Genomic DNA, 13,396 nt, shown 5'->3' with positions numbered 1-13,396 from the left:
CATGCGATTCCGATTTTTTAACTTTTTCAAGGAGGCCATTGATGATCAACTTTTATTTCCACCCTTCGCCCAATCCTTTAAAGATTGCCTTGTATCTTGAGGAAACAGGCGAACCTTACGAACTCATTGCGATCGACACCCGCAAGGGTGAGCAGCATTCGGAGGCTTTCAAGGCCATCAACCCCAATGCCAAAACACCAGCGATGGTGGACGGCGATATCCGTGTCTTTGACAGCAATGCCATGTTGATCTATCTGGCCGAGAAGATTGGCAAATTTGTGCCACCCAATACCCCAGCCAACAAGGCTGAAATGTATTCATGGCTCATGTTTGTTGCCACAGGCATTGGCCCCTACTGTGGTCAAGCGGTCCACTTCAAGCATTTCGCGCCTGAACCCAAAGAATATGCTGTCAACCGGTATGACTTCGAAGCGTGGCGTCATTGGCACATCATTAATGACCGCTTGACAACTCAGGCTTACATGATGGGCAGTGAATACACGGTGGTCGATATGTCGGTTTGGGGCTGGGCCCGAGTAGCACCTCTTGTTTTGGGCGCCGACGCGTGGGAGAGACTTCCCCATGTGAAGCGCTTGCTAGACGAGATCAATGCGCGCCCCGCCGCACAGCGAGCGGAGGCATTGAAAACCAAATTCGCATTCAAGTCCGAGGTGGATGAAGATGCTCGGAAAATACTCTTCCCTTCGAATGAACGCCTGAAACAAGCAAGCGCCTGATCCATGATTGACTTGTACTACTGGACCACTCCCAATGGCCACAAGATCACGATGTACCTGGAGGAGGTTGGGCTTGAATACGACATTAAGCCAATCAACATCAGCGAGGGGGAACAGTTCACCCCCGAGTTTTTGAAGATCGCTCCTAACAACCGGATTCCTGCCATCGTCGATCATGCGCCGCAAGGTGGTGGTGAGCCCATTGCCGTTTTTGAATCCGGTGCGATCCTGCTGTATCTTGCCGATAAAACTAAGCAGTTCATACCTCACGACCTGCGCGGCAGGAGTGAATGTCTTCAATGGCTGTTTTGGCAGATGGGCGGCTTGGGTCCCATGGCTGGGCAAAATCACCATTTTGTTCAGTACGCCCCTGAAAAACTACCTTATGCCGTTGACCGCTATGTCAAAGAGACGTCAAGGCTTTATGGGGTGCTGAATAAACATTTATCGGATGGTCGTGAGTACATCTGCGGCGATTACTCTATCGCCGACATGGCGGCTTATCCTTGGGTTGTTCCTCATGAGCGGCAAAGACAGGATATGAACCACTTCCCTGCGTTGAATCAATGGTTCGAGAGGATTAGTGTCAGGTCAGCTACCCGGAAAGCCTATGACCTGGCTAAATCCATCAATATCGCACCGACCGTCGATGAGAAGTCCAAGAGCATTTTGTTCGGGCAGGATGCCAAAACTATTCGCTAACAGGCTGTTGAAATTCGCCGGGATGAATTGCTCAGGACATCAAACGCGAGTCCATCCAGTGTTTTGGACCGCTGCGAGGAGTGTTGGGTGCCCCGATTGTGTCGCGGGGCTCCGTACCCCCGTTCTGGCGGCTCATCAGAGCGCCCCTTGCGGTATCTGCATCAGCATTCGAGCCATTCGCACGATGTTGTTCGCAGTCAACATCTGCCGAAGCCCCACGGCTCACGGTGTATTCCGAAAAGCTCATCGAGCATGGCCTGGCCGATCAGGTACAAGTGGACTCGGCCGGCACGCACAACTATCACTCCGATAACCCGCCAGCATGTGCTGAACCAGGTGGAAGATGCCTGTGAGGGGTTGAGCCGGCATGTGAGGCAGCGGGTTCAATCCTGAGTTGATCGCTGCAGGTGCTCGCTTCTGTCGCGTTCAGTCCCGGGCGGTGACATTCACCGCAGCCATGCTGGTCGACCTATTTTGGAATCGCCGGCACTTGGTTAGACTGCCCTTCGGGATGTCCCCACTCACAAGGAAATGTTTCATGCTGAAAAAACTTTGCCTGATTGCCGCTCTCACATTCACCGGTGCGGTGTACGCCCAGGATGCGACCTGCACAGCTGCCGCGGCTGAAAAGAAGCTTGCCGGCGCAGCCAAGAACTCTTTCCTGAAAAAATGTGAAAAGGACGCTGCAACCAAGTGTGATCTGGCCGCCAAGGACAAGAAGTTGGCTGGCGCTGCCAAGAGTAGTTTCTCTAAGAAGTGTGTAAAAGAAGCGGTCGGAGCGTGAGGCCAAAACTCCAGGAGTTGGATGAGCGGCCGCACTCGACTTTCTTTCCGCGGCTAAGGTCCTAGACCTGTCCGTTATGGATGGCCGCATGGTGCCCAAAGCGGCCCTCAGCACTAAGGACTCATATCCTCGATGCGAACCTTCTTCCTGTTAGGGGCCTTTAGTATTCCTTTCATGTCCAGTATCGACTTGGTCTTAGCACGCACGATGATTCTTCCATCTGGCAGAACACGCCACTTCAACTTGGTCCCAGGCTCCGCGCGCCGGCCAATGATGGCGATCATTTTCAGGAGATGGCTCAACCAGTCACTTGGGACACAGGAACTGGGGAATCAGCGTGTCAGGCAAGTAGTTTTCGGTAGTGGATGAAACCCGAGCGATCAGCGATGCGGTCGTAAAGCTGCCGGGCGTTATGGTTGGATTCGTGCGTCAGCCAGTACACGCGGGAGGTCCCGCGACTTCTCGCATCCGCATAGACATGCTCGATCAGCGCGCGGCCGACACCGCTGCCACGGCCATCGACTGCGACAAACAGGTCTTGAAGATAGCAATCGTCGCTCGTCGTCCAGCCGGATCGATGATAGATCGAATGCACCAGCCCCACTGCTTGTTCACCCACCATGGCAAGCGCTGCATGCATCGGCTCGACCGGGTCCAAGAAGCGCGCCCAGGTTTTGAGCGTCACGGACTCGGGGATATCCACTTCGTAGAATCGCTGATAGTCTTTCCACAGCGGAAACCAAATATCAAAATCGCTGTTTTCAATGGCTTTGATCTCGACTGATTGCACAGAATGCTCCTGAAATTCGGATGACCGCCACGCTGCTGCATGCGGACGGGCGCGCGGACGTGGCCGGTTGTTTCCCGGACCCTGCACTTCTGCCCCGATGGGTTTCACACCGTACTTTTGATGGTAGGTGTTCCTGATCTCGTCCTGACTCCGAAGAGGGGCGGCAAAGACATGGGCCGGCGACAGCAACGGGGTGATCGAAGTGGGTTCGATTTTGACGACGTGTTCGACGGGATACTCTGGGCCGTTCGTCGCTCGAACCCAGTCGGCGATCACCAGATACTCCTCATCGCCGGGCGACAGCACCAACGCTTGGCCCTTAAATCGATAACCACGCCTCTGGAAGAAATCGACTACGTTAATTTCGACGGCGGGATTGCGCTTCAAGTTCCGTATCGTCCAGGGTGATGCGATATCGGCGAAGTAGAGAACGCCGTTCCTGACCGTCAAAGACGCCTTCGGCGAAAGATTGGGCGTTCCGTCTTCGTTGACTGTCGCTACGAACGACAATATCGCCTGCTTGATAATCGCTTCCATGTCGGCAGTGATTTCAGTCATAGACATGGAACCTCTCCCATGACCGTGAGGTCGATCGCCGCAAGCGCTTTGTCCCTGGCTAATGTGGCTTGGTCCCGGTCGAGAAACGCAGTGGCCTGCACGGAGAGGAATTGCAGGGTTTTCAGCCCAATGCTGCCCAGCACCACCGACAAATACGGCGTGAGAAAATCGGGCTGGTGGGCTCGGTTGCCGGTAAAGACGCCACCGGAAGCGATGCCGATAAACACGGGACGATCCCGGAGCATTCCCACCTTCCCGGCTGGCGTCGATTTGAACGTGCGACCGGCACGAAGGATTTGGTCGATCCATGCCTTGAAGACCGAGGGAACGGTTAAGTTATTCATGGGCGTTCCGATGACAATTACATCGGCCCCCTCGACTTCCTGAATAAGCGTCTCGGAAAGCTCCAGCGCGCCCTTCAATGGGGCCGCCAAGGTAGCTGGCGACGACAGGGTAGTCGCGTAGTCGGGCGAAGCGTGCGGCAGGGGGGCAGCCGCAAAGTCTCGTCGGTTGATGCTCGCGCCGGGCGCAACCTCAAGGAGCTTTTTGACGATCGCCGCCGAAAGCTGGCGGCTGTGTGATTCTGGACGCGGGCTGCAATCAATATGGAGGATGTTCATGCGAACAATCCCAATGGCTTTACGAAGCCGATCATGACTATTTTCATAATTTATTCTCCTCAGTCAGTTGCCGTTACTTCGAGCCCGCGCTGCACCGCCGGACGCGCGAGGCCACGGTTGAACCACGCCTGCACATTAAGAAAGCGGTCGAAGCCGACGAGCTCGCGCGCTTCGTAGAACCCGATCAGATTGCGCACCCAGCCGAGCAGCGAAATGTCGGCGATGCTGTAATCAGCCCCCATCACCCAGTCGCGGCCCGCGAGACGGTCGTCGAGGACGCCGAGCAGCCGCGCTGATTCGGTTGCGTAACGGTCGCGCGGGCGCTTGTCCTCATAGGCTTTGCCGGCGAATTTGTTGAAAAAGCCGACCTGGCCGAACATCGGCCCGACTCCGCCCATCTGCCACATCACCCATTGGATCGTTTCGTAGCGGGTGTTCAGATCGGCCGAGATAAATCGCCCCGTCTTGTCGGCAAGATAGAGGAGGATCGCGCCCGATTCGAACAGCGCGAGCGGCGCGCCGCTCGGCCCGTCGGGGTCATAGATTGCGGGGATCTTGCCGTTGGGATTGAGCGCGAGAAAGGCCGGGTCGTGGTTTTCGTTCGCCATGATGTCGATCCGGTGCGGCTCGTAGGCGAGGCCCGTTTCTTCAAGCATGACGCCGACCTTCACCCCATTGGGTGTCGGAAGAGAAAAGAGTTGCAACCGATCGGGGTACCGCGCCGGCCACCGCTTGAAAATCGGATGATCGAGTGTCACTTTCTTTCTCCTGAACTTCTCGACATCGAGCCAGCCGGCGGAACGGGTGGATAGTCCTTCTCGGGATCAAACACGTTATTGAAAAGGTTTGTCAGAGAGAACATGGCCACCGGCGCGACAATCTCCATGACGTTCGCATTCGTATAGCCGGCATCGCGGACGTCTTTAACATCGGCGTCATTGAGTTGGCCGCGCGTCTCGATAACTTTGCGCGCAAACTGGACGGCGGCGTCGCGCTTCGGGTCGGAGGCATGGCCCTCCCGGGCGAGGATGATTTCGTCGGCCGGCATCTTGGCCATATTGGCTGCGTAGGTGTGAACCGCTAGGCAGTAGTTGCAGTCATTCACCTCGGAAACAATGAGACTTATGGCTTCACGCGTCTTCATGTCGAGCGCCTTGTTCAAGGAGCTGCGGAAGGTGGCCCATGCGTTGAACGCGATCGGGCTCTGCGCGAAAGTCGCTAGCATATTTGGGGGGAACCCGAGATTCTTGCTGAATGCATCGAGAGTCGGTTTCGAATCGGCCGGCACCTGTTCCGGCTTTAGAGCAGCAATTTTTGGCATCGTCGTCTTCCTAAAGTTACTGGTTTGATTTGATGGCGCATCTCAGCGGCCAGCACTTTGCCCGCCATCGACGTGCAGGATTTCTCCAGTGATGAACGGTGCAGAGTCGAGAAAGAGGATGGCGTCGGCGATATCGCTTATTTCACCCAGGCGTCCGATAGGGTTGAAAGCTCCCAGCGCCTCGTGAGTTTCAGGCGCGTGCATCGGCGTCCTTATGTTCCCCGGAGCGACAGCATTCACGCGAATGCCTTTCTTCGCGTACTCGATCGCCAGTGACTTCGTGGCTGCGTTGACGCCGCCCTTCGTCAGAGCCGCCAAGACCGAGTAGACCCCACTGATTGCAGCCTGGTCGATGCTGGCCGTGACGCTCACCACGTGGCCACTCGAGCTTTTTTCCATCTCAGGTTCGCGAGTTGCGTGATGTGATAGAAGCCCGCCATGTTCACATTCATCACGGCAACGTAGTCTTCGGCCGTGTGTTCGGTGAAAGGCTTTCCGATGTAGATGCCGGCGTTGTTCACGAGCGTATCAATCCGGCCAAATCGTGCGACGCCTTCGGAAATGACACGTCGAGCGGTTGTGGGGTCGCCGATGTCGCCGGCGATGTTCAAGATATTCTCGTCGTCCGGCAGTTTGATCGAACGTGAGGTCGCGACGATGCGGTAATCGAGCTTTCGGAATGCCTGTACTACTTTAGCTCCGATGCCTTGCGACGCACCGGTGACAACAACAACCTTCTGTGACTTGTTCATGCGTTATCCCTGAAAATATTGTTCGCTTCATCTATCGTCGGCACATATGAAAAAACCAGACGCGTTCCCAAAAATCTTTCGGAGGTGTATCTGGGTTTGGCGTTACGTTCGCATCACATGAAACCTCCGAGGGCCCTCGGAGATGTTGATGCGACCGGATAGAGTTCAGATCGCGCCAGCCGGTGTAACGGCGGGGAAGTCCTTCTCGGGATCGAACACGTTATTGATAAAATTAGTCAGGGAGTACATGGCCACCAGCGCGACGATCTCCATGATGTTCGCATCCGTGTAACCAGCATCGCGGACGATTTTCAGATCGGCGTCGCTAACCTGGCCGCGGGCCTCAATGACTTTGCGCGCAAACTGCACGGCGGCATCTCGTTTCGGGTCGGTGGCATGGCCCTTCCGAGCGAGAATGATTTCATCGGCCGGCAGCCTGGCCATATGCTCGGCCGTATAGCTGTGAACCATCAGGCAGTAGTTGCAACCATTCACTTCGGAGACAGCGAGGCCGATGCTGTCACGTGTTTTCACGTCGAGCGCCTTGCTCAAGGAGCCGAGCAAGGTGGCCCATGCGTTGAACGCGATCGGGCTCTGCGCGAAAGTCGCCATCATGTTTGGGGTGAATCCGATGTTCTTGGTGAACATATCGAGAGTCGGTTTCGAATCAGCCGGCACCTGTTCTGGCTTTAGAGCTGCAGTTCTTGTCATCATAATCTCCGTAGATAAGTAATTAAGTAAGTTACTGGTTTCACTAATTGGGGGAAGTCCATGTGGGACATCTCTCGTGATTAGGAGCCTCCACTTTAGGCTTACCCGATATCAATTTCGAGACTACCTTTGCTCAATAAAATGCCGGAGAGTCTCAAAGCAACGAGGCAATTCATCCCAACTGCAGCACGGCACTGCAAAACGACTTTTGCGGCACGGTTCTCAACCGTTACGTATGTCGCAAACCGCGAAATGGGTGACACCAACATTAAGCACAGCTAGCACCTCATCCACGCTGCATACAGAAAGCGAAGCGCATTAGCCACCTTCGTGCGCAAGACGGCGCCATTGCCCCGGCGTCATCCCCATCTTGTCGGTGAACACACGCCGGAAGGCTGCTACGGATCGATACCCGACTGTGTCGGCCACAGTTTCGGTGGACATCGCCGGTTTCTTCAACTCGTTGGCGGCCAAGCTCATCCGGATATCGGTCAGCAGTTCGATGGCCGAGCGCCCCAGCTTGTCCTGAAAGTGTCGTACGAAGGTGGCACGTGACATGCTGCACAAGTCGGCCAGGCCAGGCAGGTTCCATGGTCGCGCCGGCTCAGTGAACATTGCTGAAATAGCTGGGGCCAGTCGTGAATGGCCTGCAAGCGCCAACAAGCCAGCCGGGGCCTGTTCGGACTCGCTTGCCGCACGGAGCGCCAGTGTGAACAGAGCTGAGCTAAGCGCGTTGAGGATGGCGCTTCCGCCCGGTTTGTCGCCGGAGGACTCCGTGCGCATCAACCCCACGAGACTGGCCAGATGGCTCGAAGCAGACCCGATACCCTTTTCACCACCGCTGTCTATGGCACGCACCATTAGAGTCGAGGGTAGATAGTCGCGAATCAGCCGATCATGTGGCGGTCCGATGAAAAATCGCCCACACAACATGTCCAGATGCTCGCCCTGACCATCATTCTCGCTGAGCACCCATCCTGCAGAACCTTGGCGACTGTAGATGCGACCCGGCGTATGTCCGCTGCCATCGTGCAGCACATGCGCAGATCCATGAGGCAACAGCACGATATCTCCGCCCACTAACTCCTTGATCATCCTCGTCGTCGGATCCTCAATAATGGCTCGCCCCTTGAGAACGACGTGGTAGGGAATCTCGTGCGCCGCAGACTGAGCCCAGGCTACACGCCATGGCGCACCGTAGGCGCAGCGGGCCTCTAACTGACCAGTGATGGTAATAATTTGCAGGAGACTGCTCAGCCAGTCGACTTGGGACATAGGACCTCGGAAACTTGAAACGCTCAAACGTTTTATTGCGGTTGCAAAACGGTTGTACGACCACAGGGCCTCAGTGCGCGAACTGATCGGATACGTAACCGGCTAGCTCGTTTGGAAAACTAAAAAACCGGAGGCGTTTCCAAGACTACTTCCTGGGTGCCTCCGGGTTTTGGTGTTACGTTGCATCACTCCTAGATCTCACGGGAGGCGATGCGACCGGAAAGAGTTCAGATGAAATTCAGTACCTCGGTCACCGGACGGCGTGGCTTCTGCGCCCAGTTTCCCGCACGCTCCGCCCCAATGGACAACAGCATGACCGGCACTTCGTTCTTGGTCAGTCCGAACTCGCGGTGCACCGCGTCAGCATCGAAACCGATCATTGGCGTCGAACCTAGGCCCAGCGAACGGGCTGCATAGATCATCGCTGCCGCGCCAAATGTGCCGGTGCGCATTGCCTCGTCACGCTGGCGCTGCGGCTGCTCCATGTAAAGACCGCGTGCAGGGTTCTCCCACTCCGGCACCATCGTTGCTGGCATGACGCCCGCTTTCACCAATGGAGCCAGGCGCTCTGGTATTACGCTGGAATCGGCTAACTGACCGCAGATGATGAAGGTAACGGATGCTTCGGTGATCGGAGGTTGGCCCCAAGCAATTGGGCTCAGTCGAGCCTTAGCTTCACGTGTGCGCACGGCGATGAAGCGCCAGTTCTGCAAGTGGAAGGATGTTGGTGCGGTGGTGCCGATTCGCACGAGCTCATAGATTTGCTCATCGCTTAAGGTAGCGTCAGGGTCGTAATACTTGGCAGCGGTGCGGCTCAGAATACATTCGATGACGGGATTGGTCTTGGTGGTTCCGTTGATCACGGTTATTCCTATGGGGTGAAGGATTAGGTTGATGTATAGGAGTGCTTTCGCACTACGCGTACTCGGGTTTGTTCGGGGTGTTGGTCGGCGGTTTCTCCTCTGCTTCTGTTGAATGCTGCATGAATAAGTCTCTTGCAGTCGGCCAACAGTGCTTCAGCAGGCGTGCATCGGCGCATAAATAGATCGGCTCATTGCGACGGCCTGTATGCTCCTTTCGCGCTCCAAGATCGGGTTTACTTGGGTAGCGTGGTCAGTTCTTTGTCGTTGCTATCAACGACGAATATGGCCAACAACTTTGCTGCTTGGGTTTTGCTCGCGTTCCGGCTTATGGGATGGCTCGCGCCGGGCGGTTCAGACCAGCTCTCACCACCGCGGTACACACGCACGTCACCATCGTTGACTTTTGATTCGATCGCGCCGGATACCACGTACGCGTATATGAAAGCGGACTTCGCGTGCATGTGGGGTAACGAGGCAGCGCCTGGTGGATACTCGACTTCTACAGCGACGAGTGATTTACCCGGCAGATTGGGAATTGCTTGTTCAAAATTCGGCTTCACAATTTCGCTGGGCTCATGCGCTGCAACATCAGTGCTGACGAAGATTGCAACTGTCGTGCAAAACGCAATCAGAATCGAATGAACGATCATGCTCGGATGTCTCATGTCGACCTTAGAATTTTGTGCGTCAATGTGCGAATATTCTGTACCATCGATGGTATGAATAAAAGAACCAAGATTCCCAATTTTTGTGTGTACTAAGAATCGGAAAGTGGAGGACGCTTCATACTCACAAGCTCGGTCACCTCATGCTGATGATCTGCGGACGAGATCGCAACTGTCAGCCACTTCCCATCATGGTAGGTTCGGGTTTCATCGTAGAGCTTGACCAACTGCGGACTCCAGAAATAGCGCCGCTGCTCAAACTTCTCTCGCTCTGCTCCCCCCAAGACGACCAAAACCGAAAACAGCTTGTATGCCGGCACTAAGGTGCACAACGCCTTGGTCTTCGTATAACGCAGAGACCAACCGCGTTTCTTGCCACCATAGAGCCAATCCGGCGCGAAAACACCCGGGTAGGATGCCTCGATCCAGCTCCGCAGCTCGGTCCAATGCTCGAACGCCTCCGGCCCCATCCAGTCGCGGATCGTGCTCTCATCGGGCGGTGCTGATTTGTCGTTGATCCTGTCGCCGATCTGGGGGGACTGTTCCATGTCGCTTTCCTCACGCCTCAAATTTATTGCTCTGATGGAGCTGATGCTTGCTCTTTCTACAGACGATTTTTCATGGGCTTCTCGCGAGATTTTCCAAGACGGTGTCTACTTGACTGGCGTAGTCAGTTCTTTGTCTTTGCTATCAACGACGAATATGGCCAGCAGCTTTGCAGCTTGGGTTTTGCTCGCGTTCTGGCTTACGGGATGGCTTGCGCCGGGCGGTTCAGACCAGCTCTCACCAGCGCGGTAAGCGATCATGCTCGGGAGTCCATGTTGACCTTATAAATTTGTGCGTTAATGTAAACATATTCTGTACCATCGATGATATGAATAAAAGAACCAAGATTCCCCATTTTTGTGTGTACTAAGAGTATGAATTCAGACCTGCAAATTCAGCTCGACCGGACAGCGAAGCTGTCCCTGTCTGAACAAATTTGTGTGAGTATTCGCCGGGCAATAGAGTCAGGCCTCCTCGCACCTGGCACTCGATTGCCCTCGTGGCAGGGTCTAGCCGCACAACTTGGTGTGGCTCGCGGCACAGTTCAAGCGGCGTATGAACGGTTATCTGACTCTCAGATGATCGAAACATTCGGAGCAAAGGGCACCCGCGTAGCGCCACGACCTCACGCGGCTACTGTGAAACCAGAAGCGCCGCAGCCCGGGGCTTTTATGAAAACCTATCAGGAGATGATGGCCGGGCCAGCGATCTTTCAGCTCGGCATTCCAGCGATGGAAGGGTTTCCGGACAAACTTTTCGCCCGCGCACGCTCTTCCAATTTATTGAAGACGGGATCTTTCTCATCACTGGTCTATCCCGATCCTAGAGGGGAGTTCGAGCTGCGCAGAGAGGTTGCAGGCTATCTCTCCATTTCTAGAAACCTCCACTGCTTCCCGGAGCAGGTGTTGATCACTTCGGGATACAGTTCCGGCTTAGGCCTTGTACTACGAGTGTTAGGTTTGGACGGTAGGAAGGTTTGGATGGAAGAGCCTGGTTTTCTTCTTACCCGGAAGGGTTTAGAGCTCGCTCGTTTGAATATTGTCCCGGTACCGGTGGACGCCGAAGGCCTCAACGTAGACTACGGAATCGAGAACGCCGCGGACGCCGCGTTAGTCGTGGTGACGCCCGGTCAACAAGCTCCGTTGGGCACGACTCTGTCTTTGAGGCGACGGCTTCAATTACTTGAATGGGCAACCTCGAATGATGCCTGGATCATCGAAGATGACTACCTCAGCGAGCTGCAACTAGAAGGCAGACCGGCACCCGCCTTGGCATCTTTGGACGAGGGGAAAAGGGTTATCCACATAGGTTCTTTCAGCAAGACTATTAGCCCGGGGCTACGACTTGGATTTGTCGTGGTGCCAGCCGAACTGGCTGCCGCATTCTCCGAGGTAGCCGCAACACTTGCCCCTGCGCCATCACCCGTAACTCAACTCGCTACGGCTCAATTTATGCGTGATGGTCACTACATTCAGCGCGTACGTCGACTCAAGCGTCTATATTCTGCCCAGAGTGACGCGCTATGCGAGCAGTTACGAATGCGCGACGCAGAATGGATTAAGGCCGGCTTGGCAGTACTTCTCAGACTTCCCGATGGTGCCCCCGACGTGCAGATCGTTCGGGAAGCGAGGAGCATTGGCATCGCACCATCACCTTTGTCTGCGTGGTTCGCGACTCCATCCAGGGCCTTACCCGGTCTTTTACTCGGGGTTGCCTCGGCACCTGAACCGTACGTCGCGAAATCATGTCGTCAGCTGTTCGAGATCATCGACCGATATTGCTAGCCCGGTGTTAGATTACGAAGAAAACTCTAGTGAAAGTCAACAACAGATGCGCCGCCGCGCGTAGCCAGAGTTCCGCAGTTCGGATATCGCAAGCTGAATGGCGGCCGTAGGCGTGACGTGGAATATCGCCATCATGGCGCTGCTCGCAGCCACAAGAATTTTTGTAATTTTTAGATGCAGCTTCGACATGACTTCGCGCAACACTACCGCCTGATTATGTTGCTCATCCTTAGCGCCGTATACAAGCGTTATCGGCCGGCCAGCGGCATTTGCGAGCAGTAATTGCATCAGCTGCAATTTTTCTGCTTCGGTAAGTTCGCTTCGATAGCGCTGTTGGAAAACTTCCCAATGTTGCGGATCGTGCGCGAACCATTTTCGCAATTCGTCGGTCGGTGCGAGTTCGCGCGCCCATTGATCAAGTTTGAGCGATCCTTTGCTACGGCCACGAGGCCAGAGACGGTCGACCAGCACTCGATAGCCATCGTCTACGGACGGATCCTCATATGCTCGACGAATCGAAATCATTGGACGTTTATTGCCTAGATTGGACATTTATTGTTCCTCACTGGCCATGCTGTCGTAAACAACTATTCATTTACTCGAGGCTTTTTTGCACCGTATCACGCAACACCGGCAAAACTTTACTTTCGAACCAGGGATTGCGAGCCATCCAACTAACGCAACGCCATGACGGATGCGGCAACAGAAAAAATGCGGGTAGAAAAGAGGCGAACGCTTCAACTTTATCCGTTAGCAAACGATGCGCTGTTTGTGGCAAATAATACGCTTGCGCATAGCTTCCGACTAGCAATGTCAAACGATCAGGCGGTAGTTGCGCCAAAATCCTGTCATGCCACAGGGGCGCGCATTCAGGCCGTGGTGGTAAATCGCCGCTTTTTCCTTTGCCGGGATAACAAAATCCCATTGGCATGATGGCGACTTTTTCTGGATTGTAAAAATCTTGTGGTGATATACCAAGCCATTCCCGTAAACGCGCGCCGCTTTGATCGTCCCAGGGAATGCCGCTGGCATGGACCTTCGTACCAGGCGCTTGTGAGATGATCAAAATCCGCGCTGTTCTGCCGAATTGCACTACCGGACGAGGGCCTAAGGGCAAATTTGGTGCACAGTTCGTGCAGGAAGAAATTTCCGCATGTAACATTTTCGTACTTCGAACCATTTTTCTTACCTGGAAATTTCTGTTTTCTGGAAGTTGCGGTGAGCGTCAATTTCGCCAGATAAGCATACTATTCCACCCTGCGTAAATTCTCAGCGCTTGAATACATCG

At 54.8% G+C, this 13,396-nt stretch carries 14 protein-coding genes and 4 pseudogenes; 4 read left to right on the top strand and 14 right to left on the bottom strand.

Annotation, left to right across the window (positions count from 1 at the left end; genetic code table 11):
- Positions 1–41: 41 nt before the first annotated feature.
- The 3 genes from BPRO_RS25915 (at position 42) to BPRO_RS25905 (ending at position 2,223) form a co-directional block, all read left to right on the top strand.
- The gene (locus BPRO_RS25915; protein ID WP_011486027.1) at positions 42–737 is read left to right on the top strand and encodes a glutathione S-transferase family protein; all 696 of its coding nucleotides are present in this window, start codon (positions 42–44) and stop codon (positions 735–737) included.
- 3 nt (positions 738–740) lie between these two features.
- Entirely contained in the window at positions 741–1,439 is a 699-nt protein-coding gene (locus BPRO_RS25910) for a glutathione binding-like protein (RefSeq protein ID WP_011486026.1), read from the top strand.
- A 538-nt stretch (positions 1,440–1,977) separates the two neighbouring features.
- Positions 1,978–2,223 (top strand): hypothetical protein, encoded by a 246-nt coding sequence (locus tag BPRO_RS25905; RefSeq protein ID WP_011486025.1) that lies wholly within the window; start codon positions 1,978–1,980, stop codon positions 2,221–2,223.
- 340 nt (positions 2,224–2,563) lie between these two features.
- Here the strand turns inward: BPRO_RS25905 and BPRO_RS29950 are convergent, their stop codons facing one another.
- The 12 genes and pseudogenes from BPRO_RS29950 to BPRO_RS30660 all read right to left on the bottom strand — a co-directional run.
- Positions 2,564–3,013, bottom strand: a complete 450-nt coding sequence (locus BPRO_RS29950) for a GNAT family N-acetyltransferase (protein ID WP_041390573.1) — start codon at positions 3,011–3,013, stop codon at positions 2,564–2,566.
- A 93-nt stretch (positions 3,014–3,106) separates the two neighbouring features.
- Positions 3,107–3,571 (bottom strand): annotated as a pseudogene (locus BPRO_RS31015) (pyridoxamine 5'-phosphate oxidase family protein); the annotation flags it as partial.
- Positions 3,568–4,191 (bottom strand): FMN-dependent NADH-azoreductase, encoded by a 624-nt coding sequence (locus BPRO_RS25885; protein ID WP_011486023.1) that lies wholly within the window; start codon positions 4,189–4,191, stop codon positions 3,568–3,570. The gene BPRO_RS25885 and the pseudogene BPRO_RS31015, both read right to left, overlap by 4 nt.
- A gap of 59 nt (positions 4,192–4,250) precedes the next feature.
- Entirely contained in the window at positions 4,251–4,949 is a 699-nt protein-coding gene (locus BPRO_RS25880; RefSeq protein WP_011486022.1) for a glutathione S-transferase N-terminal domain-containing protein, read from the bottom strand.
- On the bottom strand, positions 4,946–5,512 hold the full coding sequence (locus BPRO_RS25875) for a carboxymuconolactone decarboxylase family protein (protein ID WP_011486021.1): 567 nt from the start codon (positions 5,510–5,512) through the stop codon (positions 4,946–4,948). The genes BPRO_RS25880 and BPRO_RS25875 overlap by 4 nt, the downstream gene beginning before the upstream one ends.
- A 42-nt stretch (positions 5,513–5,554) precedes the next feature.
- A pseudogene (locus tag BPRO_RS25870) lies at positions 5,555–6,264 on the bottom strand (SDR family NAD(P)-dependent oxidoreductase).
- 165 nt (positions 6,265–6,429) lie between these two features.
- Positions 6,430–6,975 carry a carboxymuconolactone decarboxylase family protein gene (locus BPRO_RS25865; protein ID WP_011486020.1) on the bottom strand — a complete coding sequence of 182 codons (546 nt, stop codon included), beginning with the start codon at positions 6,973–6,975 and terminating at the stop codon, positions 6,430–6,432.
- 318 nt (positions 6,976–7,293) lie between these two features.
- Positions 7,294–8,250, bottom strand: a complete 957-nt coding sequence (locus tag BPRO_RS25860; RefSeq protein ID WP_011486019.1) for an AraC family transcriptional regulator — start codon at positions 8,248–8,250, stop codon at positions 7,294–7,296.
- Between the two features lie 227 nt (positions 8,251–8,477).
- Entirely contained in the window at positions 8,478–9,113 is a 636-nt protein-coding gene (locus BPRO_RS25855) for a nitroreductase family protein (protein ID WP_011486018.1), read from the bottom strand.
- Positions 9,114–9,346: 233 nt separating this feature from the next.
- Positions 9,347–9,763, bottom strand: coding sequence for a cupin domain-containing protein (locus BPRO_RS25850; RefSeq protein WP_041390473.1), 417 nt, complete (start codon positions 9,761–9,763; stop codon positions 9,347–9,349).
- Positions 9,764–9,870: 107 nt separating this feature from the next.
- A complete protein-coding gene (locus BPRO_RS25845; RefSeq protein ID WP_011486016.1) occupies positions 9,871–10,326 on the bottom strand; it encodes a DUF3788 domain-containing protein in 456 nt (151 codons plus the stop codon).
- Between the two features lie 105 nt (positions 10,327–10,431).
- Positions 10,432–10,575 (bottom strand): annotated as a pseudogene (locus tag BPRO_RS30660) (cupin domain-containing protein); the annotation flags it as partial.
- Positions 10,576–10,698: 123 nt separating this feature from the next.
- Here BPRO_RS30660 and BPRO_RS25840 point away from each other — a divergent pair.
- Positions 10,699–12,108 (top strand): PLP-dependent aminotransferase family protein, encoded by a 1,410-nt coding sequence (locus BPRO_RS25840; RefSeq protein ID WP_011486015.1) that lies wholly within the window; start codon positions 10,699–10,701, stop codon positions 12,106–12,108.
- Positions 12,109–12,285: 177 nt separating this feature from the next.
- Here BPRO_RS25840 and BPRO_RS25835 read toward each other — a convergent pair.
- Together BPRO_RS25835 and BPRO_RS29010 are read right to left on the bottom strand one after the other, a co-directional pair.
- Positions 12,286–12,660 (bottom strand): annotated as a pseudogene (locus BPRO_RS25835) (DUF488 domain-containing protein); the annotation flags it as partial.
- A gap of 43 nt (positions 12,661–12,703) precedes the next feature.
- The gene (locus BPRO_RS29010; protein WP_011486013.1) at positions 12,704–13,288 is read right to left on the bottom strand and encodes a uracil-DNA glycosylase family protein; all 585 of its coding nucleotides are present in this window, start codon (positions 13,286–13,288) and stop codon (positions 12,704–12,706) included.
- Positions 13,289–13,396: the final 108 nt, after the last annotated feature.

This window comes from Polaromonas sp. JS666 (assembly GCF_000013865.1).
GTDB lineage: Bacteria > Pseudomonadota > Gammaproteobacteria > Burkholderiales > Burkholderiaceae_C > Polaromonas.
The sequence above is the reverse complement of the archived record's forward strand: the minus strand, read 5'-3'. Positions and strand labels throughout refer to the sequence as shown.